This is a genomic window from Rhodococcus sp. 2H158, assembly GCF_053764755.1.
Genome location: NZ_JBSNCE010000049.1, coordinates 1 through 26264, shown reverse-complemented (window position 1 = coordinate 26264; position 26264 = coordinate 1). Strand labels below are relative to the sequence as shown.

General features: G+C 65.5%; 22 protein-coding genes and 2 pseudogenes. 12 read left to right on the top strand and 12 right to left on the bottom strand.

From position 1 onward, the window contains the following. Positions 1 to 76 precede the first annotated feature (76 nt). The 5 genes from ACWPOB_RS27995 to ACWPOB_RS27975 are packed head-to-tail and all read right to left on the bottom strand — an operon-like array spanning position 77 to position 5750. Entirely contained in the window at positions 77 to 508 is a 432-nt protein-coding gene (locus ACWPOB_RS27995; RefSeq protein WP_455402805.1) for a Zn-ribbon domain-containing OB-fold protein, read from the bottom strand. After that, on the bottom strand, positions 505 to 1665 hold the full coding sequence (locus ACWPOB_RS27990) for a thiolase domain-containing protein (protein ID WP_206003396.1): 1161 nt from the start codon (positions 1663 to 1665) through the stop codon (positions 505 to 507). Before ACWPOB_RS27990 ends, ACWPOB_RS27995 begins: the two co-directional genes overlap by 4 nt. A gap of 11 nt (positions 1666 to 1676) precedes the next feature. Continuing rightward, positions 1677 to 2438, bottom strand: a complete 762-nt coding sequence (locus ACWPOB_RS27985; RefSeq protein WP_072636792.1) for an SDR family NAD(P)-dependent oxidoreductase — start codon at positions 2436 to 2438, stop codon at positions 1677 to 1679. Between the two features lie 54 nt (positions 2439 to 2492). Beyond that, complete coding sequence (locus ACWPOB_RS27980; protein WP_455402804.1) at positions 2493 to 3380, bottom strand: MaoC/PaaZ C-terminal domain-containing protein; 888 nt, start codon at positions 3378 to 3380, stop codon at positions 2493 to 2495. 15 nt (positions 3381 to 3395) lie between these two features. Continuing rightward, positions 3396 to 5750, bottom strand: coding sequence for a CoA transferase (locus ACWPOB_RS27975; protein WP_455402803.1), 2355 nt, complete (start codon positions 5748 to 5750; stop codon positions 3396 to 3398). A gap of 201 nt (positions 5751 to 5951) precedes the next feature. Here ACWPOB_RS27975 and ACWPOB_RS27970 point away from each other — a divergent pair, with 201 nt between their 5' ends. From ACWPOB_RS27970 to ACWPOB_RS27950, 5 genes are read left to right on the top strand one after another with little or no spacing between them, the layout of a single operon-like run. Then, complete coding sequence (locus ACWPOB_RS27970; protein ID WP_100054895.1) at positions 5952 to 7193, top strand: acyl-CoA dehydrogenase family protein; 1242 nt, start codon at positions 5952 to 5954, stop codon at positions 7191 to 7193. A 5-nt stretch (positions 7194 to 7198) separates the two neighbouring features. Continuing rightward, positions 7199 to 8359, top strand: coding sequence for an acyl-CoA dehydrogenase family protein (locus tag ACWPOB_RS27965; RefSeq protein WP_455402802.1), 1161 nt, complete (start codon positions 7199 to 7201; stop codon positions 8357 to 8359). After that, positions 8356 to 9486 (top strand): Gfo/Idh/MocA family protein, encoded by a 1131-nt coding sequence (locus ACWPOB_RS27960; protein ID WP_100054897.1) that lies wholly within the window; start codon positions 8356 to 8358, stop codon positions 9484 to 9486. The genes ACWPOB_RS27965 and ACWPOB_RS27960 overlap by 4 nt, the downstream gene beginning before the upstream one ends. Before the next feature lie 28 nt (positions 9487 to 9514). After that, positions 9515 to 10651 carry a Gfo/Idh/MocA family protein gene (locus ACWPOB_RS27955; RefSeq protein ID WP_455402801.1) on the top strand — a complete coding sequence of 379 codons (1137 nt, stop codon included), beginning with the start codon at positions 9515 to 9517 and terminating at the stop codon, positions 10649 to 10651. After that, entirely contained in the window at positions 10648 to 11808 is a 1161-nt protein-coding gene (locus tag ACWPOB_RS27950) for an iron-containing alcohol dehydrogenase family protein (RefSeq protein WP_100054899.1), read from the top strand. The genes ACWPOB_RS27955 and ACWPOB_RS27950 overlap by 4 nt, the downstream gene beginning before the upstream one ends. Positions 11809 to 11840: 32 nt before the next feature. Here ACWPOB_RS27950 and ACWPOB_RS27945 read toward each other — a convergent pair whose 3' ends face one another. Continuing rightward, a complete protein-coding gene (locus tag ACWPOB_RS27945; protein WP_455402800.1) occupies positions 11841 to 12659 on the bottom strand; it encodes an SDR family NAD(P)-dependent oxidoreductase in 819 nt (272 codons plus the stop codon). Between the two features lie 141 nt (positions 12660 to 12800). Here ACWPOB_RS27945 and ACWPOB_RS27940 point away from each other — a divergent pair, with 141 nt between their 5' ends. Next, positions 12801 to 13562 carry an SDR family oxidoreductase gene (locus ACWPOB_RS27940; protein WP_455402799.1) on the top strand — a complete coding sequence of 254 codons (762 nt, stop codon included), beginning with the start codon at positions 12801 to 12803 and terminating at the stop codon, positions 13560 to 13562. A 96-nt stretch (positions 13563 to 13658) separates the two neighbouring features. Here the strand turns inward: ACWPOB_RS27940 and ACWPOB_RS27935 are convergent, their stop codons facing one another. From ACWPOB_RS27935 to ACWPOB_RS27920, 4 genes are all read right to left on the bottom strand, one after another. After that, the gene (locus ACWPOB_RS27935) at positions 13659 to 14615 is read right to left on the bottom strand and encodes a sugar ABC transporter substrate-binding protein (protein ID WP_377438988.1); all 957 of its coding nucleotides are present in this window, start codon (positions 14613 to 14615) and stop codon (positions 13659 to 13661) included. Positions 14616 to 14933: 318 nt separating this feature from the next. Beyond that, the gene (locus ACWPOB_RS27930) at positions 14934 to 15716 is read right to left on the bottom strand and encodes an SDR family NAD(P)-dependent oxidoreductase (protein WP_377438985.1); all 783 of its coding nucleotides are present in this window, start codon (positions 15714 to 15716) and stop codon (positions 14934 to 14936) included. 9 nt (positions 15717 to 15725) lie between these two features. Next, positions 15726 to 16784, bottom strand: coding sequence for an ABC transporter permease (locus tag ACWPOB_RS27925; protein WP_377438982.1), 1059 nt, complete (start codon positions 16782 to 16784; stop codon positions 15726 to 15728). A gap of 57 nt (positions 16785 to 16841) precedes the next feature. Next, entirely contained in the window at positions 16842 to 18422 is a 1581-nt protein-coding gene (locus ACWPOB_RS27920; RefSeq protein ID WP_455402798.1) for a sugar ABC transporter ATP-binding protein, read from the bottom strand. A gap of 331 nt (positions 18423 to 18753) precedes the next feature. On the opposite strand from ACWPOB_RS27920, the gene ACWPOB_RS27915 reads away from it, so the two are divergent. After that, on the top strand, positions 18754 to 18918 hold the full coding sequence (locus ACWPOB_RS27915; protein ID WP_455402797.1) for a hypothetical protein: 165 nt from the start codon (positions 18754 to 18756) through the stop codon (positions 18916 to 18918). 151 nt (positions 18919 to 19069) lie between these two features. Here ACWPOB_RS27915 and ACWPOB_RS27910 read toward each other — a convergent pair whose 3' ends face one another. Beyond that, positions 19070 to 19909, bottom strand: a complete 840-nt coding sequence (locus ACWPOB_RS27910) for an SDR family NAD(P)-dependent oxidoreductase (RefSeq protein ID WP_100054905.1) — start codon at positions 19907 to 19909, stop codon at positions 19070 to 19072. Between the two features lie 199 nt (positions 19910 to 20108). Between ACWPOB_RS27910 and ACWPOB_RS27905 the strand changes: the two are divergent. Together ACWPOB_RS27905 and ACWPOB_RS27900 are read left to right on the top strand one after the other, a co-directional pair. Beyond that, a pseudogene (locus tag ACWPOB_RS27905) lies at positions 20109 to 20595 on the top strand (transposase family protein); the annotation flags it as partial. 1230 nt (positions 20596 to 21825) lie between these two features. Then, positions 21826 to 22767, top strand: coding sequence for an AurF N-oxygenase family protein (locus ACWPOB_RS27900; protein WP_455402796.1), 942 nt, complete (start codon positions 21826 to 21828; stop codon positions 22765 to 22767). 85 nt (positions 22768 to 22852) lie between these two features. Here the strand turns inward: ACWPOB_RS27900 and ACWPOB_RS27895 are convergent, their stop codons facing one another. After that, positions 22853 to 23779, bottom strand: coding sequence for a DUF5996 family protein (locus ACWPOB_RS27895; protein ID WP_455402795.1), 927 nt, complete (start codon positions 23777 to 23779; stop codon positions 22853 to 22855). A gap of 250 nt (positions 23780 to 24029) precedes the next feature. On the opposite strand from ACWPOB_RS27895, the gene ACWPOB_RS27890 reads away from it, so the two are divergent. The 3 genes and pseudogenes from ACWPOB_RS27890 to ACWPOB_RS27880 form a co-directional block, all read left to right on the top strand. Then, positions 24030 to 25142 (top strand): carboxylate-amine ligase, encoded by a 1113-nt coding sequence (locus ACWPOB_RS27890; protein WP_455402794.1) that lies wholly within the window; start codon positions 24030 to 24032, stop codon positions 25140 to 25142. 174 nt (positions 25143 to 25316) lie between these two features. After that, positions 25317 to 25829 carry an OsmC family protein gene (locus ACWPOB_RS27885; RefSeq protein WP_455402793.1) on the top strand — a complete coding sequence of 171 codons (513 nt, stop codon included), beginning with the start codon at positions 25317 to 25319 and terminating at the stop codon, positions 25827 to 25829. A gap of 276 nt (positions 25830 to 26105) precedes the next feature. After that, a pseudogene (locus ACWPOB_RS27880) lies at positions 26106 to 26264 on the top strand (PLP-dependent transferase); the annotation flags it as partial.

Below are 26264 nucleotides of genomic sequence, written 5' to 3'. Positions count from 1 at the left end.
AAACCCCGCCCCCCGAGCCCATGGTGCGCCGAGCCGAGACCGGATCGATGCTGCGTGCGCCCGGAACAGATGCGGTTCAGGCCGGCTTGAACCGCGGGATGGCATATTGTTCGTCATCGTCCACCGGGTCGAAGGTGACGGTGACCGGCATCCCGATCTCGACCTCGTCGGGTGCACATCCGACGATATTGCTCATGATTCGCGGCCCTTCGGCCAACTCCACGTAGGCAAGGACGAACGGCGCCGACTTCGAATAGGAGCGCTCCCCGCGGTGCACCGTCGTGTGGCTGTATACCGACCCCTTCCCCGATGCCTCCACCCATCGTGTGGGTGCCTGATCGACGGGGCAGTACGGTCGCGGGATCCAGACGTAGGTGCTGCATTCTTCGCACCGGGTGAGCAGCAGCCTACCCTCGGCAGCACCGCGCCAGTAGGGCTCGGTATCGACATCGAAGACGGGTTCGCCACTGGGCAGGCCCGAACCGTTCTGTCGGGCGTTGTCCGTCATGAGTCCTCCTGTCCGAGAATGAGTGTCGCACTGCCCATACGGCTCCCGAGCCAGCCGCCGGTACCGTGGACGAGGGCGAGCTGGACGTCGGGAACCTGAACGGCCGGATGCGTCTCGCCTCGCAGCTGCCGGACGGCCTCGATGAGGCGCGTCATCCCCCCGCGATTGCCGGGATGGTTGTTGCACAACGACCCGCCGTCGGTGTTCAGAGGCAATCCACCATGCGGGGCCTGCAGACGGCCGTCGAGAACAAATCGACCTCCTTGACCCTTTTCGCAGAACCCCAAGTCCTCCAGGGTTTCCACGACGGTGATGGTGAACGAGTCGTAGACGGAGGCGTAGTCGATGTCACCCGGGGTCACACGTGCCTCCGCGAACGCCCGCGGACCGGACCACACGGCTCCGGTGTACGTGAGATCGATCGGCGCGCGCCCGGTGTGCTTGGGCGCCTCGCCCGCTCCGAGCAACTTCACCCCGCGGCGATCGAGTCGCCGCGCTACCTCGGGACTCACCACCACGACCGCTCCTCCGCCGTCGGTGATCACACAGCAGTCGAGCAGGTGCAGAGGCTCGGCAATGAAACGGGAGTCGACGACCTCCTCGACCGTGACGACCTTGCGCAGCAGCGCGTTCGGGTTGTGCTGCGCATGGGTGGAAGCAGCGACCTTCACTTCGGCAAGTTGCTCGGAGGTCGTACCGAATTCGTACATGTGACGTCGCGCCGCCAATGCGTACGACGCCGGGTTGCTGTGCCCGTAGGTCTCCTCGAACGGAAATGCGGGGTTGTCCTGTGCGGGAGCACGCCGACGTCCGCTGCGCGGCCGTCCCCCCATCGTGATCAGCGCGACCGAGCACTTGCCGGTGGCGATGGCCTGGGCGGCGTGCGAGACGAGCGCGACGTAGGACGACCCTCCGTAGTCGGTCGAATCACAATGACGGACAGGAAGGCCCAGATAGTCCGCCATCGCTATAGGGCCGCCGGGAGCGTCTCCGGCGCAGAAATACCCATCGACGTCGGCTGTAGTCAGTCCGGCGTCGCGGAGCGCACCCTTGGCGACTTCGGCGTGTATCTGGGCGACGGACTTGTCGGGTAGGTCGCGCCCCGGGTGCTCGTAGGCGCCCACGATATACGCGGCACCTCGAAGGGAAATCGTCATCTTGCGCTCCGTCAGGTCCGAGGGCCGCCGGCCACGTAGATCACTTGGCCGTTGATCATGGACGCATCGTCACTGCAGAGGAGTGCGATGGCACCCGCGATGTCTTCCGGCTGAGCGACGCGCTTCATGGGATTGCGGTCTACGGCACGCTGCTTGTAGACCTCGAAGTCGACACCCTGTGCCTTGGCCGTGGCCCGGATCATCGCAGTCTCGACGAACCCCGGCGCAACGGAATTGACGTTGATATTGAACTTGCCGAGTTCGAGAGCATGCGTCTTCGTCAGTCCTTGGATGCCGGCCTTCGCCGCAGCGTAGTTCGACTGCGCCGTGTTTCCCAGCGCCGCGACGCTGCTGACGTTGACGATCTTTCCCCATTTCTGCTCAACCATGTGCGCTTGGGCCGCGCGCGTGCAGTTGAAGGTACCTCGAAGGTGGGTGTCGATCACCGTGTCCCAGTCGTCGTCGGACATCTTGAACAGGTAGTTGTCGCGCAGCACACCGGCGTTGTTGACGAGCACCCCGACGGGGCCCAACTCGCTCTTCGTCTGCGCAACCGCGGCGTTGACGGCCTCGCTCGAGGAGACGTCGCACCGCAGGGCGATCGCCTTTCCGCCCGACTCGCGGATCGAGGACGCAACTTCCTCTGCGCCGTCGAGATTCATGTCGACGACCGCCACATCGGCACCCGCGCGGGCAAGCCGCATCACCGTTGCGGCGCCGATTCCTTGTGCGGCGCCGGTCACGAAAGCCACGCGACCGTTGAGATCAACCATGGTGTCTCCTTTGTTTACTCATCCGATTCGTCCGTAGGTGGATCGTTCCGTCGATCAAGACTGTGGTGGGTGACGATCGAGGAAGTGGCCGGTCAGCCTGCCGCGATCGAGCACTATGGCGCCGGCGTCGTTCAGCACACGAAAGACGACGCTCTCTTCGGTGCGCCACACGCGGACGACGAGTGTGTCTCCCGGGAAGACCGGTCTCGTGAAGCGAGCCGAAATGGAGCCGAAACGAGCCGGGTCACCGTCGAGCAATCGATTCGTCAGAACGCGGGTCGCAATTCCGTAGGTGGCCAAGCCGTGAAGGATCGGTCGCGGAAAGCCGGCGGCACCGGCGGCCGCAGGATCGGAGTGAAGCGGATTTCGGTCACCGCTGAGCCGGTAGAGCAGTGCCTGGTCCGGACGCGTCGGCACGACGATGGATTCGTGCGGGTCACCGAGTGGCTCACTCCACGGCGTGCCACCACTCGGGTCACCGTGCTGACCACCGAAGCCGCCCTCACCGCGGATGAAGTATCCCAGTCTGGTGGAGACGACCGGTTCCCCCGTCGTGGTGTCGACCGCCTCCGTCTCCATGTGTACGAGTGCACCCGACCCCTTGTCGGCGATGGATGCGATGCGCGCCGACACAGTCACCGAACCGGCAGGTGTCAGCGGGCGATGCACGGTCAGCGACTGCTCGGCGTGAACGAGCGATCCTCGGGGATAGTCACCGAAAGTGAGAATTTTCCCCAGTCCTGTCTGCACCACAGGGATGGCGAAGCTGGGTACAACCTGCTGCTCCACTCCAGCTGTGTTCTCCGTGGTGAACTGCAGTTCACGAGACGCATCCTCCTGACCGGCACCGACACCGAGCGCGTACAGCAGCGCGTCGGTGGAGTCCCACGTTCGACGAAACGGATCGGCTCGCTTACCGACTGCGCGGATGTCGATCGGCATGTGTCAATCCTCGCCCTAGTACAGGATCTGTTCGTGTTGCAGCCGGTGCACTTCGTCCGCCGGCAGGGAGAGCAGCTCGTCGAGCACAGCCTGGGTCGAGCTGCCCAGTATCGGGCCCGGTGCGGGGGTCGCAGGGCCCTGACCGGCGAACCGCCAAGGCACGAGGAACACTTCGGTCTTCCCGAGATACGGATGCGCAACGATGGCGGTGAGCCCGCGTTCGGCCTTCCAGTCGGAGGTGACCAGATCCTCGAAAGACGCTACCGGAGCCGCGGCGATGCCCCGTGAGAGCAGTTCGTCCAGCAGTTCGTCGCGCTTTCGCGTCGACACCCACCGGGCGACCGCCCTCTCCACACTCGACACGTCCTTCGATCGGCCCGCTGCGGTCGACCACTCGGGGCGAGCCTCGAATGCGCCGGCGGTCGCCAGCTCGGTGAAAGCCGCCCACTCCGAGTCGCGTCGGATCGACAACGCGATCCACGAATCGTCACCCTCGCACCGGAAGTGGCCGTTGGGAACGAATCGCGGATGAGTGTTGGCCGGCGGGCCGACCCGACCGCTGATCTGACTCTCGATCATCGGTCCTACCAGGACGTTCATGAGCGCCTCGGTCTGTGACAGGTCGATCCACGCTCCACGGCCCGTCTCACGTCTGCGGAACAGGGCTGCGAACAGGACACTCAATGCGTGTCCCGCGGCGTTGGGATCTCCCAGTGCCGGGGCGAGGCTGCCGACGATGGTGTCCTCGTCGTACCCGATGAGCGATTCCATCCCGGACATGGCGGCCATGACACCTGCATATCCCTTCATGCCGCTCAGCGGCCCGCTCTGACCAGCCATGGACATGCTGAGCAGGACGACGCCGGGGTTGCGCTCGGCGAGTACCTCGTAGCCCAGCCCGAGCCGCCGCAGCGCCCCCGGGCGCATGTTCTCCACCACGACGTCGCAGTGCTCGACCATGTCGAGCAGAATCTCGCGAGCTCGCTTCTCCTTGAGATTCAAGGTGACGCTGCGCTTGCCGTGGTTCATCTGATTGAAATAAGGGGTGACCTCGTGCTCGGGACCCTCGATCTCGACTCCGTTGCGGCGGGCTCGTCCCCTCGTTCGGCTCGAGTCCATGTTGTTCGTGTGCTCGATCTTGATCACTTCGGCGCCGAGGTCGCACAGCACCGATGTCACCAGTGGCCCCGACCAGACCCACGACAAGTCGAGGATCCGCAGGCCTTCGAACAGTTGCCCTGCCGAGCGTGCCGTATCCGGGTTCAGGGGCCAGGGACGACCGCTCTCGGTGGCAGTGGCAAGGGACTCCCGGAGTTGCCACGGCGTGGTGGGGACACGAATGTCTGTGTCCGGCAGATTCTCGAGGTAGCCGCGGTGGGCAAGCTGTGGCTCGTCGATGGCCTCGCGCATCGAGCGGACAGGAGCGATCGGTAAACCCAGTCGCGTGCCGAAATCCAACAGTTCCTGCTGCGTACGGTCGAGGATCCATGGCATCAGGTGGGTATCAGCTTCGTCCGCGTATAGCCTGGCAACGACCCGCGGGTCGCGGAACTTCGGATCGGCGGCCCACTCCGGGTTGCCCATCCCTTCGATGAAGACGTCCCATTCCTTCTGCGACCGGCACATCAGTACGACGTGGCCGTCCTTACACGGGAAGATGCTGGCCGGGTAGACGCCGGCGGACCCGGGCGGCCGGGCGCCGTCCCGAGTCCACGGCCGCTCGTACGGGAGGAAGTTCGCCGTGATCATGCCGGTGAAGTAGGTCAGGACGTCACGACTGGACACGTCCACGTGCCGCAATCCGAACGCGGAAGGCTGAGCGAGCAGCGCCGCGAGCCCTGCAGCGCACGCATGAATGCCACCCTCGTATGCCCCCAGATCGAACGGCAACGTCAGCGGTGCGTCATCCGGATTTCCCATCGCCCAGCTCATCCCCGACCAAGCCGAGATCGTCAATGCGGTACCGGGAATCCCCTCTCCGTCCTGCACGCCATGACGAAGCATGACGACGACGGGATGGTGCGGAAGTTCTCGCGCTCGCTGTTCCAGGCCGACCGCGTAGGCGCAGAACTCGCGGTCACCCGGATCCGCCTCTGCGATAACCAGGTGCGCAGCGTCGAGAGCGGCCAGCACCTCGTCGCTGCCCGGCACGCAAGCCGTCTTTCCCTTGTGGAGCCACTGCTCGAGCAGGGGTGTGGCCGCTTCCGAGCTGGAGGTCTCGAGCCGGTAATCGACGCGGGACACCGCTGCTCCCATGTCCGCCAGCAGCCGGCCCGCGTAGGCGCCTGCGACACTCGACGACAGCTCGACGACACGCACGCCGACAAGCAAACTTGAGCCATCCAGCGGCACATGCTCTTCGATACCCACAGGTAAACCTCCATGCCTCGACAATCGATAAGAAAGTATTACATCTTGCATGCCAAATTTCCACCGCCACGTCGTCGCACATCGCCGAATCCGCCAGGAACACCGCAGGTAGAGCGGTTCTTACCTTGCAATATTCCAGATTGTATGCAAACCTGCCTATGAACTTCATCTCCGTTACCCCACAATGTCACCTGGAGTCTTGTGGACATCACATTCCCCACCACCGCCGAGGAGTACCGGACGCATGTGCGTTCGCTTCTCGCCCAGGAGCTGCCCCCCGACTGGAAAGGTGTCGGCGCTCTCGATCCCGCCGAGCGCGAGTCGTTCAATGCGACCTGGCGGACGTTTCTCGTGGAGAAGGCCCTCATCGCCCCTGGATGGCCGAGGGAGTACGGCGGCGGCGGTCTCGATCTGACCAGTCAGTCGATCGTTGCCGAAGAGTTCGTTCGCGCCGGAGTTCCTCAGTACGCCCTCCCCACCGATCCGGTAGGCATGACCCTTTTGGGTCCCACCCTCATGCACTGGGGGACGGAGTCGCAGAAAGAGTATTTCGTTCCACGCACCATCAGCGCTGACATCCGTTGGGCTCAGGGTTATTCGGAGCCGGAGGCGGGATCGGATCTTTTCGGGTTGCGAACCCGCGCCGTGTTGGACGGCGACGAGTGGATCATCAACGGCTCGAAGATCTGGCAGACCGCTGGAACGCATGCCAACTGGATCTTCGCACTGGTACGCACCGAGCCCGAGCTTCCCAAGGGAAAAGGCCTGTCCTTCCTCCTGATTCCCTACGATCAGCCGGGAGTCGAAGTCCGCGGTATCAAGACCATGGACGGAGGGTTCGAGCTTGCGGAAGTGTTCTTCACGGACGCGCGGACAGCTGCGGAGAACATCGTCGGCAATCCTGGTGACGGTGCCAAGGTAGCCCTCACACTCCTCGGCTTCGAACGAGGCTCGGGTGGTATCGCAGCTGCCCTCGCCGCCAAGCTCGAACTTCTACGGCTCCGTGACGCCATGCGCGAATTCGGCATCGTCGACGTCGAGCTTCGGCGGAGGCTTGCCGAATGTTGGACGTCTGTGCACGCTATGCACTGCCTGGCGCTGCGCAATCTCACGGTCACCGCCTCCGGACGACCGCCGGGGCCGGAGTCGTCGATCTCGAAGCTGATGATGTCCGAGTACCGCAAACGCGTCACCGAACTCGCGGTCGAGGTCCTGGGCCCCAAGGCCCTCACACCATCGGGCATGGAGTCCAAGATCAATCTGGGTCCCCAACCGCTCGGCGTGAATTCCACCTCGTCGACCGCATGGATCGCCGACTATCTCCACGCCCGCCCCGGCACGGTGTACGGAGGCTCGTCGGAGATCCAGCGCAACACCATCGGGGAACAGGTGCTCGGCCTACCCCGAGAGCCTCGTCCAGTACCTCCGACCAAGGCCGGGTGACAGAGATGAATTTCGACCTGACTCAGGACCAGCGCGACTTCGCGGAGATGCTGCGCGCATTCTTCGGTGAACGGTACGGAGACAAAGGACTTCGCGCTATCGTCGACGGCGGGAAGGAGTACGACCCGGCGTTGTGGGGCGCAATGACCCACGAACTCGAACTCCCGGGCCTGGCGATCGACGACGCGTACGGCGGTTCGGGGGCAAGCATCGTCGAGCTCAGCCTGCTTCTGGAGGAGTACGGCCGGGCCCTCGTGAGTTCACCTCTCGTCGCCACAAGCGCCCTCGCGGTACCGGTCATCGCATGCACCGGCACCGACGACGCACGGTCCCTCTGGCTGCCGCTTCTGGCGAATGGCGACATCACGGCCACATGGGCGTTGCTCGACGCGGTCGGCGAGCCCGACCTGGCCGGACGGGACGTGTGTGCGACCCGTTCTGAGGAAGGCTGGACGATCGATGGACGGCGTCGATGGGTGCTGGACGGTGCGATCGCCGATGTCGTCCTCACGGCTGCGGCGACGCCGGATGGGCCCGCCCTGTTCCTGGTCGATACCACCGACGCCGAGGGTCTGAGCCGCACGGCCGGAGACAGTCTCGACCCGACGCTCCTCCTGGCAGATGTGTCCTTCGATGCCACCCCGGCGCAGCGATTGAGCGGTTCGGGTTGTGCCGACGGTTTGGAGCGGGCGTATGCACTGGTGAGTATCGCACTGGCCGCCCTCCAACTAGGCTGCCTGTCCGCAACACTCGACATGGTCGTGGAATATGCCCGATCACGCGTGCAATTCGGACGTCCCATCGGGGGGTTCCAGGCGATCAAGCATCGGTGCGCCGACGTCTTCATCGACACGGAGACAACACGCTGGGTTGTCTATCATGCCGCGGCCCTCGCCGCCGACGAGAAGACGACGACCGCGGACCTCGTCGAGTCCGCGCATCTCACATGCGTGTACAGTTCGTCGCACTCGTTCCGCGCTGTCGCGAACCTCCTCCAGGTACTGGGCGGCATCGGATACACCTGGGAGCACCCGGGCCACCTCTACTTCAAACGCGCCACGGCGACGGCTCGCCTGCTCGGATCCTCACGTCGCCGGTTGGACGTTCTGGCGACCACCATGGATGCACTGCCGAGCCCGTCGCCCACGCTCGGGAACCTGACGTGACCGACACACTGAGAGTGGGCATCGTCGGGTTGAGCGCTGAGCGCGGATGGGCCGCCCATGCGCACGTGCCCGCCATTCGCGCGGTCGAGGGGATAGAACTTGTCGGGGGATGCGCCAGCTCGCCGGAGTCGAGCGCGAAGGCCGCGGTGGCCCACGGCTTGGACAGGGTTTACGACACGGCCGAAGAACTTGCCGGCTCGGACGACGTCGACCTCGTAGTCATCACCGTCAAGGTTTCCCGCCACCGTGAGCTGGTCGAGGCCGCACTGACTGCAGGTAAGGCAGTCCTGTGCGAGTGGCCGCTCGGCAACGGTCTGTCGGAGGCCCAAGAGCTGGCCAGTCGAGCGACAGACGCCGGCGTACCCCACTTCGTGGGTCTTCAGGTCCTTTCGGCGCCGTTCATCGCGCACCTCGGGGATGTCGTCCGCAGCGGCGAAATCGGCGAGATCCTGTCGACGTCGATTCTCGCTTCCGGCTCCACGTGGGGTCCCACGATTGCATCCGATCAAATCTATCTTCTCGATCCGGCCGAGGGTGCCACGATGTTGACCATCCCGATGGGGCACACCTTGGCAGGTGTCGAAGCCGTCCTGGGAAATGTGACCAGCGTGCAGGCGACCACCGCCGTCCGGCGGCCTACGGCCGTCGAGTCCCCCGACGGACGGGTCCATGAAAGAGGCACCCCGGACCAGATTGCCGTGATGGGGACACTGGGGTCGGGAATCCCCATGGTCGTGCACTACCGAGGCGGCATGTCCAAGGCCACGAACTTCCATTGGGAAATCAACGGAACGCTCGGCGACATCGTCGTCACCGGTGTCCACGGTCATATGCAGATGGGCATGGTACGGATTGCGATAGCCAGCCGGGACGACCAGAAGCTCCACCCGCTTCCGACGCCTGGTGAATACGAGCGCGTTCACGGGCTACCCGAAACGACCCCGGCCTACGTCGTTGCGCACTCGTACGAACAACTGGTTCACGGTCTTCACGCCGGGACGAAGACTCTTCCGGACTTCGCGGACGGCGTGCGGCACCATCGGCTGCTGTCCGCGATCGAGCACGCCGCCGCCACCGGAACACTCACTCCTGTCGAACCACCGGCACGTAATGGACTGCACTCGTGACCACCACGACCCACCATAGGAGGACATCGTGAAAGATCTGAACACACAGAACCGTTCGCTCGGCGTCGCCGTCGTCGGGACAGGGTGGGGATGCCTGACCCACGTTCCTGCGCTGCGCGCGGCCGGATTCGATGTCCGGACTCTCGTCGGGACGGATCCCGAGCGCACGAGTCAGCGCGCGATCGCATCGGATGTACCCCACGCCAGCACCGACCTCGACCGAGTACTCGCCGACGCCTCCATCGATGCCGTTGTCGTCGCCACCCCGCCGGAAACCCACGTCGACGTCGTCCTTGCGGCGGTGGCCGCCGGCAAACACGTCCTGTGCGAGAAGCCTTTCGCCACGACGCTCACGGATGCGATCCGCATGCGCGATGCCGCCAGGTCCAACGGTGTCGTTCACGCGGTCGGGCACGAGTTCCGCTGGCAGCCGCATATGGCCGCTACTGCACAGACGATTCGCAGCGGAGCCATCGGTGACCCCACCCTCGTGACGCACGTCCGCATCAACGGAATCATCGCGGGTCCACAGGCCAGCGCTCCGGGCTGGTTCCAGAAGAAGGAAAATTTCGGCGGCTGGCCGAATGCCGAGATCCAGCACGTCGTCGACGAGATTCGGATGTCGGTCGGAGAATTCGCCACAGTCACCGCAATGGAAGGACAGGTCACCAAGCACGACTGGGACGCACCCGAGACCTTCCTGGTGCAATTCACAACCGTGGACGGCGCGATGGGAACCATCCAGAGTTCGATCGGCGCGTACGGGCCGATGGTCAACCTCCAACGGGTCACGGGTACCGCGGGCAGCGTGTGGACAGCCATGGACGGCACCGTCATGGTGCACGACGGTACTTCCGAGCGCATCGTCGAGCCGCGCGCCGATCTGGTGGGCGATCCCTCGGACATGCCCACCAGGCAGGCCGAGGGCATTGCAAGTTCGAACACGCTCTCCGCAGCGCTGTCGGGCGCCACTCGATTCATCAGGCCTACCCAACTGCTGCACGAGGCCTTTCGTGACCGGATTCTCGGGCGCGAGCGCACCGAGTGGCCGCCCTTGCCGACCTTCGATGACGGTGTGGCCAACACCGCCGTCCACGCCGCAATCCGCCGTTCGGTCGAGACGAGCCTCCCCCAAACCGTGGATGCCGCCGTAGTCGTCGCATGACCGGTTCCGGACCGGGCCCCGCCGGGCAGTTCCGGCGTGCGCCGTTGCGTGTGCGGTGGGGACCGGACAGTTTGGAATCCATCGGCGAAGCGCTCGAGCGCTCCGGGCGGCGGCGTGCGCTGGTTATGACCGGACCGTCGCTCGGAGCCCGTCGGGACTTGTGGCGCCTTCTCGATGCAGCCACCGCCGGACGCGTCACCGGGATTTTCGCCGAGGTGCGTCGACACAGTCCCGTCGATGCAGTACTGGCTGCAGTCGAAGCGATTTCGGCCAACAGGACCGATGCCTTGATCGCCGTCGGCGGCGGTTCGGTCATGGTCACGGCGCGGGCGGCCAACATTCTCCATGCCGAAGACAGGCCGGTTCGTGAACTCGCCACCCACCGAACGTCCGAGGGTTTCGTCAGCCCGCGCCTGAACGCGCCGAAACTGCCCATGTACGCTGTTCCTACCACGCCGACGACAGCGACGAGCAAGGCGGGAAGCGCGGTGACCCAGCCGGGCCACCGACAGCGTTTGGCGTTCTTCGATCCGAAGACCCGCGCTCACACAATCGCTGTCCACCCGGAATTCGTGGCCACAGCCCCCGAGGAACTGGTGCTGGGTGCGTCGCTCGACGCGTTGTGCATGTCCTACGAAGGACTGATCTCCGTGTCCGCCAACGACTGGTCGGATTCGGCTCTGATTCACGCCGCTCGACGGCTGAGCGCGTTGTTGCAGCGACAAGAGGGTCTCTCGGCCGGGTCGACGCGCACCGAACTTGCCCTTGCCGCCATCATGGTCGGCGACGGAACCGACACGGCCCGGGGCGGACTCGGTGCGGCACTCGCGCACACGATCGGTCATGACCACAATGTCGCCAACGGTGTCGTGGAAGCGATCCTGTTACCGCACGTCCTGGATCGTGTCGCCGCGCACCACCCCGGTCGCCTGGCGGCCGCAACTTCGATGGGAATCTCTCGCTCCGAACGGGTCCCGCAGGCCCTCGACTCGCTCTTCCGGCAGCTCGGCACACCCCGCCGGCTGCGCGATATCGGAGTCGGCGAAGATGCTCTTGCGGACCTCGCGGACGCAGCGATGTCCGACTTCGCCGTGAGCACAGCGCCTGGCCTACCATGCGGCGCGGAGGTGCTCGCACTCCTCCGCGCCGCCTGGTAGGGATCGGCGCTCGGCAGGGACCCCTCGAGCACTCAGCCGATGGGCTCGGTGGCGAGCTTCGGCCCCCACTCGTCGAGCTCTGCGAGTTGCTGTTCGAGTCGGCCCCGGACCGATCCGCTGGCGCCGGGGTCGATGGGCACCCGCAGCGGCGGGTTCTCCGCCTCGACGAGAGTGATGAGCGCGTCACCCAGACGACTCGGGTCACCGGGCTGTGAGCCGCTCAGACCGGTCAGAGCGCTCAGGAGGTTGCCTACCGACCTCTCGTAGACGTCGCTGGGGGTTGTGGATTGCATGGACGAGCCGAGGGTGTCGGTGCGGAACAATCCCGGCTGGACAATGCTGACCTTGATGCCCAGGTCAGCCACTTCCTTCGACAGCGACTCTGCAAATCCCTCGATCGCATGCTTCGTCGCGGCGTAATAGCCCATGCCCGGTGCCGCAGACGCTCCCGCAACCGAGGACACCATGATGATTCGGCCCGACGATTGCTTGCGCATGACGGGCAGCACCTGGCGCGTGACGCTCATCGTCCCGAACGTGTTGGTCTCGAACTGGTCGCGGATCTGCTGGTCTGTCGCGTCCTCGATACCTGAGACAAGCGTGTAGCCCGCGTTGTTGACGAGTACGTCGATCCTTCCGAAGACATCGACGGCAGCGGCGACGGCGGCGGACACACTCCTTTGATCGGTCACGTCGGCGGTGACCAGACAAATGCGATCCCCGTACTTCTCGCGGAGGTCCGCTGCGTCGCCGTCACGTCGGACCGTCCCGAGCACCGTCCGTCCGGACCTCAATACCGTCTCTGCGATGCCGTGGCCCAACCCCCTACCGACACCGGTAATGAACCACACCTCTCGTCCTGCATGGCGCACCAGCCGCTCCCTTCCTCGAGAATATTGTGCAGTTAAGTATGCATTTATGTGTGACAAATCGCTAGTGTGGAGTGTCAGCCGTTGCGTCCCTGCGACGGCCCGATCTACAGGGGACAGAAGATGAACTTGACGGGAAAAGTAGCGCTCGTCACCGGCGGCGGATCCGGTATCGGAAAGGCGACGGCACAGCGAATGGTCGAGTTGGGAGCGACAGTGCTGATCGGTGACGTACGGCGCGACGGCGACGAGGTGGCTGCCGAGATCGGCGCAGAGTACGTGACTCTCGACGTCTCGGATCCCGCCGCATACCACTCCGCGTTCGCGCACGCGATCGAGAACCACGGCCGCCTGGACGTCCTGCACCTCAATGCCGGGGTCCAATCGTCGCCGGTCGGCGTCGAGATCGGCACCGACGGATTCAAATGGGTCACCCCCGAGGTGATTCGCCGAGTGTTCTCCGTAAACTACGAAGGAGTTGTCAACGGCGTGCTGACCGCTCGGAGGCTCGCCACACCGCCGGCGGACATCGTTGTCACCGCGTCGAACGCAGGCGTCACTGCTCTGCCCATCGATCCGGTCTACAGCTCGTCCAAGCACGCGGTGATCGGTTTCCTCCGCTCGGTCACCGCTCAACTCGAGGCCGAAGGGATACGTATTCAGGCCCTCTGCCCGGGAGGGACGAATACCGCGATCATCCCTCCGGATCTTCACGAGGGCCGCGAATTCGCACCGGCAAGCTTCCAAGCCGAGGCGGTGATCAACGCATTGGAGAACGGAAAGCCCGGAGACGTGTGGATGGCTACCGACGAGAATATGCCGTACTGGACGTACACGTTCCCGATCGTTCGACGAGACCCACGCAAAGCCAACGTATTCGGCTGACGATACTGCCACCCGGACGCGCTGGGATGCGTACGGTACCCGCTCTGCGAGTGGGTACCGTACGCATTGCGACTCAGCATTCAGAGCGCGAACGGATCACTCGACCAGCCAGAGCTGCTTGAAATTCTCGCGGTAGCCCTGCGGGGTGTTGAACGGGTCCGGCAGCGAATCGATGTTCGACTTGTCGACGATCTGGAACGCCGGGAGCTGCTGGTACAGATCGGTCGGAAGGTCCATCCCTTGCGACATCCGCAGGGCGGCATCGACCGCCAGCCAGATCTGCTGCTCTTCAGACTGATTCGTCAGTGCGACGATCGTCCCGTTCTTGATCTCTTGTGCATTGTCGGGCCGGGCGAATGTGCCGCCGACCCGGATATTGTCCAGCCCGGCGGCCTTCAACTGAGCCGAGAGTCCGACGAGGAAGCGCCCGTCCATGGTGACGATGTGCGTGTAGGAAGGATCCTGCCGGAGTGCGCTGACAACTGCCTGGGGAATCTGCTGCGCGCTGACCATCGGGATGGTGATCTCCAGATCCTCGAGCGTGCAATCGGGACACTTGGCCGCCGCCTCGGCCTTCACGCTGTCCGTCATGGTCCTGTAGAGCGGATATGCGGGAATGGACAGCAGTAGACCCTTACCACTGCCGTTGGAATCGGCAACGAACCAGTCGGCGGCCGCCTTCCCCTGGGCCTCGAGGTACGGAGCCCCCAGGATGTTGAAGATCGGCGGGTTGGCGCTCGGCTCGAGCGTCGGCAGGGTCAGCCCGATGATCGGCACACCAGCCTGCTCGTATGCCTTTCGTGAGGCCGCCCACACCTCCGGCTCGGTTCCGGGCACCAGCACCGCGGCCGGATGGAACTGCAGAGCGGTGTCGAGACCCGAGCTGAGCGTGGCCGGATCGGCGAGGTTGTATGCAATCGAGCGTGCCGTCCAGCCGACCTCGGCTGCAGCCTCCTTGATCGCCCGGTCGTAGTTGTCGCATGTGGTGGCATTACACCGCATGAGAACGATCGTCTTTCCAGGCTCGGGCGTGCTCCCGAGCTTCGCCGTCAACCCGCCCAACCCCTCGCTGGGCTGGCGGAGTTGGTTGTAGGCCTCCTGAGCAGCTGCGACCCCGGGGCCGGCCGTACCCGAATTCGTATCCGCCGATCCCTTGGTGTCCGTCCCGCTACCACATGCTGCCAGCATGATCGCGCAAGATGTCAGCGCGAGTACAGTGGTTGCGCTTCTGGATCGCCCACGGACGATCGGCCATCTCCCGGATGCTGTGAACCTTCGAAACAACGCCATTGTCGGCCTCCTCAGACCAGATCGGTAGTTCATATGAATGCGATCGACGAAACGCATCTCGGACCGCGAGCGCCGGGTCCGTCACACGTGTTGATTCACCGAGCGAGAAAGTCCGCCGTCGACAACCAAGTTCTCACCGGTGATGAACCCGCCGTCGGGCCCTGCGAGAAACGCCACCGCTGCGGCCACGTCGTCGGGGCGCCCCAGACGCCTGATCGGGAGGATCGACGCCCGCCGAGCGGCCTTGGCCTCGAGTTCGGCAGGGTCGTTGCCGAGCTTCGCGTTGATCGGCGTCCGGATCGGGCCCGGGGAGACGACGTTGACTCGCACCCCGGACGGGCCCCATTCCATTGCCAAGGTTTGACACATCATGATCAGTGCAGCCTTCGCCACCGAATAGGCCCCGAGTCCACCGTGTGGGAGGATTCCACTGACCGACCCCGTAGCAATGAAGCTTCCTTTCGAATCACGAAGAGCCGGAAAAGCTTCCTTGGCAATCAACCACGAGGCTCGGGCGTGGACGGCGAGCATCGTTTCCCAATGCTCGACCTCGGCCTCACCGAGGGGCACAGCCTGCGCGAGGCCGGCATTGGCGACTACGACATCCAAGCCCTCACAGGTGTCGACAGCACGAGCAGCAAGTTCGCGTGGATAGTCGAGGTCGCTCAGATCGCCGACGTCGACGTGCACAGCTGCGCCCATCCCGCGCAACTCCTCCGCCAGCGTTCTCAGGCCGCGGTCGCCACCCGTCGCCGAGAGGACCAGAGTGGCAACCTCATCGCGGGTGAGTGCATCGGACACCATACGGCGGCAGATGGCGCCACCGATTCCACCGTGACTCGCTCCTGTAACGAGAGCTCGCATGACCCGATGTCAGTTCGCCGGAACGGACGCGGACGATGTCGACAGGGCGTCGGGCTGATTCCCTGCAGGACCGTCTCCGCCGACCTTGCCCGGGGGCGCCGAGTCGATCCGACGGGCCTCGGCCACCTTACGCTGACGCCATCCCGCGAGGCTGACAGCGACGATGAGGGCCAGCCCGCTGAAGAGCTGGTTGAGCCACGACACCCCTGTTACGAGCTGCAGCCCCTGGACGCCTGTGGCCAGAACATAGACCGCAATCAAGGTACCCCAGACGTTGAACCTGCCGGGTATCAGCTGCGTGGAACCGAGGAATACCGCGGCGAACGCAGGCAGGAGCAGGCTGGCGCCGTAGGTCAGCGAGGGTCCGTACGCGGAGGCATACAGGACGCCCGCAATGGAACAGATCGTCGACGAGGCGATCAATGCGAGCCACTGCACTCGCCCAACCCTTACGCCCGACAGCTTCGCCGCTTCGGGGTTGCTGCCCACCGCGTAGAGGTGGCGACCGGCCGGTGTGTGCGCCGTCGCCCACCAGACCACCAACGCGATGACGATCATGTAGACGACGATGACCTGAACTCCGAATATCGGGGTCAGCGTGAGATTCATCCACGTTTCGGAGCTCGGCGGTGCCGGTTGCGAGGATCGGGTGACGATCTCCTGGACGGCCAGCAGTACGGAGCCCATGCCCAGCGTCGCGACTACGGGGTTCACCTTCAACGCAACGATCACGAATCCGTTGACGAAACCGACGATCGGCCCGATGAGCAGAGCAAGCACGATGGATTGCCACATGCCCCAGCCGTAGATGGTCTGCATCGCGACTGCCACGACCGTCGACAGGTTTGCCACGGCGCCGATGGAGACGTCGAAGGCACCGGACGCCAGCGAGATGGTCGCAGCGATCGCCAGGATGGCAACAACGGCCTGCGCCGACGCGACCGATCTGAACGTGACCATATTGAGGAACAATTGCGGGATCCACAGGGAGAAGATCACGATCAACAGGGCCCATAAGTAGAGCCCGCTGAATCGGTCCATCCCGAGATCGAGTCGGGGACCTGCCATCGACTTCATTATTGATCTCTCTTTGCTTTCGGGGGAACGTGCGGGAGCGTCGATGCACTACGCCTGGGCGACGAAGGTGTCGGGTGCACCGTCGAAGTCGGCGTGGTTTCTGCCGAGCGCTTCAGCCGAGATGTTCTTGGCGGTGACGGCATCACCGACCAGTTCGGCCACTATTCGGCCGTCTCTGAGGACGATCACGCGGTTGCAGATGGCGGCCAGTTCGTCGGAGTCCGAAGAGGCGACGGCGATGGCTGTCCCCGTCCCGGCAGCCTCGAGCAGATGGTGGTAGATCGTCGCCTTGGCCCCGACATCTACTCCCTGTGTCGGTTCGTCCAGCAACAGCAGACGAGGATCGAGACGGAGCCACTTGGCCAGTACGACCTTCTGCTGGTTCCCACCGCTGAACGTCGCCAGTGGCCGCGTGAGCCCCTCGCGCGGCCGAATGTCGAGCTTTTCGAACCACCGCCGAACTTCGTTCGACTCTGCGCTCTTGTGCAATCGGGGGAATTTCCAGAAGGGACGGAGACGAGGGAGGACCAGGTTCTCCCGGGCCGTCAGATCGAGCAGTGCGCCGTTCAGTTTGCGGTCCGGCGGTACGTAGCCCACACCCAACTGCACTGCCAGGTCCGGACGACCGGCGGGCAGTCGATCGGATCCGACGTGAGCGTCGCCCCCGTCGCGCGGACATCCCCCGAACACTGCGGACAACAGGATTTCTCGCCCTGATCCGGTCAGACCGGCGACGCCGAGGACCTCGCCCGCCGCGACCGTGAAGCTGACGTCTCGCAAGGGAACGGATTTCAGGTGACTCACCGAGAGAACCTGTGTCCGTTCGAAGTGCGGGAGGTTTGTTGCCTCTGCGTGCGCTTCGTCGAACTCGTTGCCGACCATGAGATTGACGATCTCGCGTCGGGTGAGCTCGGCGACGGAGCGGGTGGCCTGCTTGACCCCGTCGCGCAGGACGGTGATCCGATCGGCGAAGCCGAAGAGCTCATCGAGCCGATGGGTCACGAAGATGACCCCGACACCGGTCGACGCCACGCTCTTCACCAGCGACAGCAAGTGAACGACTTCCTCCTGTGGGAGCGTCGCCGTCGGCTCGTCCATGACGATGACCCGTACAGGCGCAGTCGGGTCGGGGTACAGGGCCCGAGCCACCGCTACACCTGTGCGCTGGGCGGGGGAGAGCGTCTCGACTTTTGCGCTCGGGTCCACCGCCAAGTCGAGGCGACGCAGCGCCTGCTGCGCGCCGGCCCGCGCCTTCTTGGCCGAAACGGTGCCCAGGCGAGTGGGAAACCCGTTGGTCAGGTACAGGTTGTCTTCGACGGACAGATCATTGATCAGACCGAGGTCCTGGTGGACGAAGCGGATTCCCAACCGATGCGCCGATTCCGGAGAGCCCAACTCCAGTGCATGGCCGGCGACCTGAACGTCGCCCCCGTCGGGGACGTGGTAACCAGCGAGGATCTTGATGAAGGTTGATTTTCCGGAGCCGTTCTCGCCTACCAGGGCGTGGATCTCGCCCTGTGCGATTTCCAGGTCGAACGGCTCGAGCGCCGTGGTAGCACCGAAGGACTTTGCCAGTCCGGTCAAGCGCAGCGCGGACGGCCGATCCGATACGTGCGTCGCGGTAACCATCGTGTCACCCTCGTCCCTCTAGTGGCGTTCAGATTGGTGTGCATCTTGTCATGCACAATTGTCGCCCGCAATCCCCTCGTCGAGTCCAGGGCGCGCCGCACCCGGAAGAAGTTCTCCCCGCCACTTCGTGACCTCGGCCCGATGCAAGTGAATCCGCACAACAGACTGTTGCAAATGCTTTTTTGCATTATATTCTGCATGCATGACGACAGCGAATATGCACCATCGCCCCTCCTTCACTGCGACGCCGACGCGAAAGCCCAGGTCAATAGACCGGTGCTCGCCCTCCCCTCACTATGTTCGCCATCATCGCGCCGACAACACGTGGTGGGTGATCGAGACCGGCAACTCCGTCACCGGACTCCGCTTCGTGGACCGAGCCTGGGCGCAGTCGGCCGCCGACGATCTCAACAAGGGCGTACCCACCGGGGTCTACGCCGCGGAACCGCTTCCATCCGCGTTCTCCGATGCCGGAATGATCGCGCTGCCGTCGTAAACCCGGACCCCGCACAGTCCGCCAGTGAACACGCTCGGCGTGCAATGAGCACCGAGTACCGCAGATCCCACGCCGCACCGGAGCCCTGCCGGGAAGCGCCCCTAGCGCACTGCGGGCGCCGCTGCCCGGCATGTGGCGAGCTGGTGAAGGATCAGCGCGCTGAGTACTCCATGGCGGCTTTCGTCACGCCGGCCGCGGAGGCGTCACCGAGCGCCACCACCGTCGCACCCCCATCGACATTGATCGTCGCTCCGTTCACATGCGATGCCAAGTCGCTGGCCAGGAAGAGCGCGACCTTGGCGACATCGTCGGGCTGCGCCACCCGCCCCGAAGGGTTGTGAAGGCCGAGTCGGCTCGAGAGAAACTCCGAGAAGTCCACCGTCTTCTCCGGAGGAACACCGAACGACGACGCCATGATCGGAGTGATGACGATGCCGGGGGCAATTGCGTTCGAGCGAATCCCGAGACCAGCGAACTCAGCCACCGCCTGGTGCACGATACCTAGAACGGCGTGTTTGCCGATCGTGTAACCGGCGGCACCCCAGCCTGCCTCCAGCGATGCCGAACTTGCCGTCGTGATGATCGATCCGCCGCCGCCCTGACGTAGAAACTGACGGGCCGCGTACTTGTGACCGAGCAATACCGAGCGGGTTACCAGTCTCAGAACCGACTCGAAAGACTCCCCGTCCAGGTCCACGATCGCCGCGACGTCGCCCTGTGCCGCCGCATTGTTGTGCATGATATCGAGCCGTCCGAAGTGCTCCACGGCCGCGGCCACGAGCGCCTCGATCGACGACTCCTCGGTCACATCTGTACCTACATACAGGGCGGCGTCACCGAGACGGGCCGCCGCTTCCCGACCACGCTCTTCCTGTACATCCCCGAGAACCACCTTCGCGCCTTCGGAGACGAAGCGTTCCGCTGTAGCGAGACCGATTCCGCTCGCCCCGCCGGTCACAACGGCAACTTTGCCCTCCAGCATATGTGTCATCTACCTCACCCTTCGCCTCCGAACGAAAATCGAACTCAGAGAGTAGCTAATTGCATGTCATATGTCATGTGTATAAGCATTCATATACGCATGCAATTGCGCGGTCGTTGGAGTCGGAATGCGACCCTTCGCAGCTGATCGGGGCGTGATGTTGTCCGACCCCGCGTCGTGTCGGTGATCGAAAAGTGCTCGCGCCCTTGTGAACTGGATGTTCTTCAGGCGACCAGACCGGCAAGGAACGCGGCCATGCTCCACGGTAGTTCATTGCTGCCCGCTCTCGAGGGCGTCGTCGTCGAATCGGTGCGGCGCGTCGACGACGGCAGTCGGATCGTCCGGCTCGGCACCGACCCCCGATGGGTCGGGGTGTGCCCGCAGTGCGGGCAGAGGTCGACGCGGTCGAAGAACTGGATCACCACCCGTCCCCGCGATGCGCAGGTCGGCCCCGACCGTCCCCGGCTCGAATGGAGCATGCGGGAGTGGTTGTGCGCCGATAGTGTCTGTGATCGGAAGGTCTTCACCGAGTCGGTGCCCGGCATCCCGCCCCACGCCCGGGTCACCCCCGAGCGAAGACGATGACGGCCGCGGCCATCCTCGACGACGACCGCTCGGTGGCCGCCGTCGCCGCCAAGTACCGGTGCGGCTGGCACACCGTCCACGACAAGGTGAACCGTCCCGGGTTTGATGCCGCGTCTCTTCTTGGGAAAGGATGCACATCATGTCCAAGCGTTACTCTGCCGAGCAGCGTGAGCGAGCGGTGAGGATGGCCTTGGACCGTCTCGGGTGAGTACCCGTCGCCGTTCGCGGCGTGCAAAGCCATCGCCCCGAAGCTCGGGATCGGTGTCGAGTCATTGCGAATGTGGACGCGCCAGGCATTGATCGATGCCGACAAAGCCCCCGGTGTGGCGACGGTCGAGCAGCAGCGGATCCAAGAACTCGAACGCCAGGTTCGAGATCCCGAGGAAGACAACGAGATTCTCAAGGCAGCTTCGGTCCTCTGCGCGAGGGAGCCCGTCCCCCCGCAAGCGGGAGGCACCCCCTCGCCACGCTGATCTGGCAGTTCATCGACTGGGTGCGTGCTGAAGGATACGAGGGCCCGAGTCGATCTTGCGCGTGCTCACCGGCTTCGAGGGGGCTCAGGTTCGGTAGAAGTGCACGCGGTGGTCGATGTCGTCGATGCGGGGACCCGGTAGTCGCCGCGAGCGGCGCTGGGCAGGCCCTCGACCTCGCTGCGCAGCGGTTCGCTCGACCGGTGCGGTCCTCTGCCAGCGGGGCGGAGATGAACTCGATGCCCGCGTGCACGAGCTATCCGGGTAGCCGAGATAGAGCACGGCGTGCCGGAGAGGCGACCACGACGTCGTGGGAGGCCGACGTCCCAGCGCTCTTGGTCACGGCAGGCCGTGCTCGGCCCGCGGCTCCTACTGGGAAGTGACGGTCGCACTGCCCGCCCCGGGATTCGGCCTGGGCCTCTGCACAGCCCCCTCTACGCACGCAATCGTCGTCTCGACACCAAGCAGGGTGTCGCGCCCACGGTCGACGACACCCTCCATGAGCTTCGGGGCCGCGATCGACGTAACCCTCGCCGGCAGCGTGCCTGCAGCGGCCTTTTCCGACCGGATCGCGCCGGTCGCGGGGGCTGTCCCGGAACCGGCGTGCAGTGCGATCTCGGATTCACTCGCTGCCGCGGTGGTCGTCACCGAAGCCGCGGTCCGCGCGGACCTGAGCTCGAGACAGTCGCTCGCTATGCGCTGCCGCACGGGATGCAGCAGGCGAGCTGGGCGCTCGGGGCGGTGGCGCTGGTCGGAGCGGTGTTATGCAGGCGATGGGCGCCTGGACGGCCACGACCCGTTGTGCGCCGGAGACCAACGAGGTAGCCTCGGATTAACAGTTACCAGTCGTCACACTAAAAAGGTGGAGACATGACCGCATCGCTCACCCGCCCGTCGGAAGCCGAGAGCAAGGGCTTCGTCCCCGGCATCCCGCTGTCCGACCGCGAGGAGACGGCGCAGCGCCTGCTCGCCTCGTCGGCCCGCAAGTCCTACGACCCGACGGTCGAGGTCGACTGGGAGGCCCCCGTCCCCGCCGACAAGTACGGCATGACCCCCGAGTGGAGCACGCTGTACGGCACCGCGCTGTGGGACGAGATGACCGAGGAACAGCGCATCGAGCTGACCAAGCACGAGGCCGCGAGCGTCTCGAGCGTGGGTCTGTGGTTCGAGATCCTGCTCATGCAGATGCTGCTGCGCGACGTCTACAACCGCGACAAGCACTCCCGCCACGTCCAGTTCGCCCTCACCGAGGTCGCCGACGAGTGCCGTCACTCCGTCATGTTCGGCCGCGCCGGCGAGCGCCTCGGCATGCCGGACTACGGTCCCGCCCGCTACATCCACCGCCTCGGCCGGCTGTGGGGCGGATTCTTCCGGGGCGCCAACGCCTACGCGAGCGTCATGGCCGCCGAGGAGATCCTGGACATGATGCAGCGCGACTTCATGCGCGACGAACGCGTCCAGCCGGTCACCCGCACGGTCAGCAAGATCCACGTTCTCGAGGAGGCCCGGCACATCCGGTTCGCCCGCGAGGAGGTCGCGCGCCGGCTGGCCGGCGCGAGCCGCGCCCGCCTGCAGTTCGAGCGCATCAACACCGCCGTGACCGTGTACTTCGTGGTCAAGAGCATGATCCACCCCGACGTGTACAGCAACGCGGGCGTCGACCGCGACCGGGCACTCGCCGAGGCCCGGAACAACACCCACTACCACGACCGCGTGCGCAAGTCCGGCGCCAAGCTGATGACGTTCCTCGACAGCGTCGGCCTCATCGGCGGGCCGTCGAAGATCCTCTACAAGAAGGTCCATCTCCTCTGAGCCGTCACCCGGGGGGTCGCGCGAGCTCGTGGGGTCTCGCGCGACCCCGACCGGCCGTCGGGCCGTCCGGATTCGTCGAACGTGCTCACCGCGGTCGACGCTCGAGGTAGGCCCGATCCCAGTGGCCGAGCTCGGCGGCTGCGTCATAGGTGCTGCGCAGGAACCGCAGCAGTTCCGCGTCGGGGTCGGCCGCGGTCCGCACCGCCTCGTACGGCAACAGAAACTCCCCCAGCTCGGCGGAGTAGTACGCGGCGTCCGGACGCACCGGATGCTCGGCGAAACCCTCCGGTGCCGGATAGGCGTAGGAATAGAAGGCGCCTTCGTCCGCGCCCCCGGGCCAGAATCCGCAGCTGCTGAGCTCGTGCGAGTAGGCCTCGGTCATCACCCAGTCGGCACAGTTGGGGATTCCTCCGGGGTGCGGTGGTGCGGTGCGTCCGGAGAAGCGGGTACAGGCGAGATCCATCGCGCCCCAGAAGAAGTGCACCGGACTGACCTTGCCGAGGAAGTCCCCTCGGAACTCGTGGAGGATGCGGTCGGCCTGGAGCAGTTGCCGCCAGAAGAGGTGGGCCGCATCGGGGTCGTACGTGTTGTGCTCGCGGTCCTGCGCGAACGGGATCGCCGGATCCACCTCGTTGGGGGTGCCCTGGATTCGCGTGGCGATGCCCAGCTCGTCCAGGGCGCCCAGAGTGCGGGAGTAGAAGTCCGCCACCGATTGTGCGGTGAGCGGGACGAAACGGCTGCCGCCGTCGCTCGAGCGGATGTGCAGGCGGTGCTCGCAGAAGTCGAACTCGATGTCGAAGGTGGCGTGCCGGTAGGGGATCGACGAGGTGCCCAGCCCGCGTGGAGTGACATACAGCGTCGCCTGCCACCAGTGGTTGACCATCGGCGCGTGGGCCAGCCGGATCTTGCCGACGATCTGCAGCCACATGTGCAGGGTGTCCCGAGTCGCGGCCCAGTCGGCTGTGCGCAGACTCGGCCACGCCCCACCGGGAACCGGTGTCGATTCGTTCACTACACCTCCCACGGTCCGGGAATCGACCCTACTCGGCCGGACCGCCGGCCGGGGCGGTGTCGACGGGATTCTCCGCTCCGGCCGAGGCACCGGTCCTGTGCGTGTTCGTCGCCCGCGGAGCCGGGGAGCGTCCGTACCGTGCGGGCGGCGACGCACGCCGATCGGCAAACCCGGATTCGTGCAAGTGCTGCAGCACCGTCCCCGGCGGCGCAGAATTCAGGTACGAACCGCGAGTCCCGCCGGGAGCACCATGGCCACATCGTCCGACCTCCCCACGGTGGGGGTCGAGGAGGAGTTCCTCCTCGTCGACGCGGAAACCGGGGAACCCGCCGTCAACAACTCCGAGGTCGTCGCGCAGGCCCGCGACCTCGGCGTGGAACTGCAGTACGAGCTGGACCGGTGTCAGGTCGAAACGGCGTCGGACGTGTGCCACGACGCCCTCGAGCTGTACACGGACCTGTCCACCCGGCGGTCCCTGGTCGCCGAGGCCGCCCGCCGCTGCGGCTCCCGGCTGGTGGCGGTCGGTGTCCCGGTCGTCGGGTCGCGCGAGCTGCCGGTCACGGCGAAGCCGCGCTACCTGCGCATGGAACGCGTCTTCGGCATGCTGGCCCGGGAACAGGGCATCTGCGGCTGTCACGTGCACGTGGCCGTGCCGGATCGCGCCACCGCCGTGCAGGTGAGCAATCATCTCCGGCCGTGGCTGCCGTCCCTGCTGGCGCTGTCTGCCAACTCCCCGATCCACCGCGGCGTCGACACCGGGTACGCGAGCTGGCGCTCGATCCTGTGGTCGCGCTGGCCGAGCGCCGGTCCGCCACCGCACTTCTCGTCCCTCGAGGAGTACGACCGCACCGTCGCGGCGATGCTGGAGTGCGGCAGCATCCTCGACAAGGCGATGGTCTACTGGGACGTCCGCCCGTCGACCAATTTCCCCACCGTCGAGGTGCGGGTGTGCGATGTCCCCTCGACCGTCGCCGAGACGGTCCTCGTGGCCGTCCTCGTCCGCGCTCTGGTGCTCACCGCCCTGCGCGCCCTCGATGCCGGCCGCACCGCCGAGCCGTTCTCCTCCGAAGTGCTGCGGGCCGCGTACTGGCGCGCGGCGCACGACGGGCTGCCCGGGGACGGCATCGACCTTCCGTCGACCGCTCGTCGCCCGACCGCGCACCTGCTCCGGGCGATGATCGAGCACGTCCGGCCGGCCCTCGAGGACCTCGGCAGCTACCAGCACGCCCGCGAGGGCCTGCACACCGTGCTGGCGTGCGGCAACGGGGCCGTCCGGCAGCGGCAGGTGCTCTCGGCCGGCGGCACCGCCCGGGACGTGATCGCCCGGCTGGCCGAACTGACGCCCGCCGGGTGCACCCACTGAGCCGCGGAACACACGCACGTATCCCTAGCTTTCCGGTCGGGAATTGGTTACGGTCTGCGCCGTGCTCCTGCTGACCCGTCGCCGCCACATCGACTTCGCCCGCACGGCGACGTCCACGTGTCCGTGCCCGTAGGCCCCTCTCTCCCCCGAACCGACTGTCGAGGAAGCACATTCATGACCACTGCTCCGTCCACCCACCTGCGCGCCGTCGTCGACACAAATCGTGAGGCGATCGCCGACGACCCCACCCGGGCTCACGCCGTCTTCCGCGCCGAAGCGCACGGGCACGACGCCGTCGCCAGCACCGTCACCCTCGGCAGGTTCAGCGTCGAGGTCGACGAACCGCCGGCCCTGGGCGGGGAGAACACCGCGCCGAACCCCGTCGAGTACTACCTCGCCTCGCTGCTGTCCTGCCAGGTGGTGACCTACCGCGTCTGGGCGGAGCGGCTCGGGATCCGCGTCGACGACATCTCGGCGCGCGCCGAGGGCGATCTGGACGTGCGCGGGTTCTTCGGCTTCGACGACGTCCGTCCCGGATTCGGGGAGGTGCGGGTCGCCGTCACGCTGTCGGGACCGGAGCCGCGCGAACGCTACCTCGAACTGCAGGAAGCGGTGGACGCCCACTGCCCCGTCCTCGATCTGACGCGCAACCCGACCCCGGTACGGACCGTGGTCGAGATCGCGTGAATTCCGGGGAGCGCTGGTCGGCGCCCCGCACAGCAGATAGTGTCGGGCGCGTGAGCCGGACACGAATGCAGGCAATGCCGGGGCCTTCCGCCCGCTGCCGGGCCGTGCGCATGTGTATCTGCGGGTGTCCGGCCGCCTGACCGGCCGCACCCGGACCTCGCCCGTATCGGGCATCCCGATTGTGCATCCGACGTGGCGTTCCCCGTGTCGAGTCCCGCGCGGGAACCGTCACGTCACCTCGAGACGATTGTCGAACGAAAGACGGAGCAGCAACCCATGAGCGAAACCCCCGCAACCGATCCCGCCGCCGGCTGGAGCTTCGAGACGAAGCAGATCCACGTGGGCCAGCCCGGCGGCGGCGACACCCGCGCCCGCGCCCTGCCGATCTACCAGACCACCAGCTACACCTTCGACAGCACCGACCACGCCGCCGCC

Bases quoted from the DNA above. Each gene is read 5' to 3' on its own strand.
- ACWPOB_RS27940 (WP_455402799.1), top strand. From the start codon at position 12,801: ATGAACTTGACGGGAAAAGTAGCGCTCGTCACCGGCGGCGGATCCGGT.
- ACWPOB_RS27900 (WP_455402796.1), top strand. From the start codon at position 21,826: ATGACCGCATCGCTCACCCGCCCGTCGGAAGCCGAGAGCAAGGGCTTC.
- ACWPOB_RS27890 (WP_455402794.1), top strand. From the start codon at position 24,030: ATGGCCACATCGTCCGACCTCCCCACGGTGGGGGTCGAGGAGGAGTTC.
- ACWPOB_RS27885 (WP_455402793.1), top strand. From the start codon at position 25,317: ATGACCACTGCTCCGTCCACCCACCTGCGCGCCGTCGTCGACACAAAT.
- ACWPOB_RS27925 (WP_377438982.1), bottom strand. From the start codon at position 16,784: ATGGCAGGTCCCCGACTCGATCTCGGGATGGACCGATTCAGCGGGCTC.
- ACWPOB_RS27990 (WP_206003396.1), bottom strand. From the start codon at position 1,665: ATGACGATTTCCCTTCGAGGTGCCGCGTATATCGTGGGCGCCTACGAG.
- ACWPOB_RS27965 (WP_455402802.1), top strand. From the start codon at position 7,199: ATGAATTTCGACCTGACTCAGGACCAGCGCGACTTCGCGGAGATGCTG.
- ACWPOB_RS27930 (WP_377438985.1), bottom strand. From the start codon at position 15,716: ATGCGAGCTCTCGTTACAGGAGCGAGTCACGGTGGAATCGGTGGCGCC.
- ACWPOB_RS27920 (WP_455402798.1), bottom strand. From the start codon at position 18,422: ATGGTTACCGCGACGCACGTATCGGATCGGCCGTCCGCGCTGCGCTTG.
- ACWPOB_RS27950 (WP_100054899.1), top strand. From the start codon at position 10,648: ATGACCGGTTCCGGACCGGGCCCCGCCGGGCAGTTCCGGCGTGCGCCG.
- ACWPOB_RS27995 (WP_455402805.1), bottom strand. From the start codon at position 508: ATGACGGACAACGCCCGACAGAACGGTTCGGGCCTGCCCAGTGGCGAA.
- ACWPOB_RS27980 (WP_455402804.1), bottom strand. From the start codon at position 3,380: ATGCCGATCGACATCCGCGCAGTCGGTAAGCGAGCCGATCCGTTTCGT.
- ACWPOB_RS27910 (WP_100054905.1), bottom strand. From the start codon at position 19,909: ATGACACATATGCTGGAGGGCAAAGTTGCCGTTGTGACCGGCGGGGCG.
- ACWPOB_RS27985 (WP_072636792.1), bottom strand. From the start codon at position 2,438: ATGGTTGATCTCAACGGTCGCGTGGCTTTCGTGACCGGCGCCGCACAA.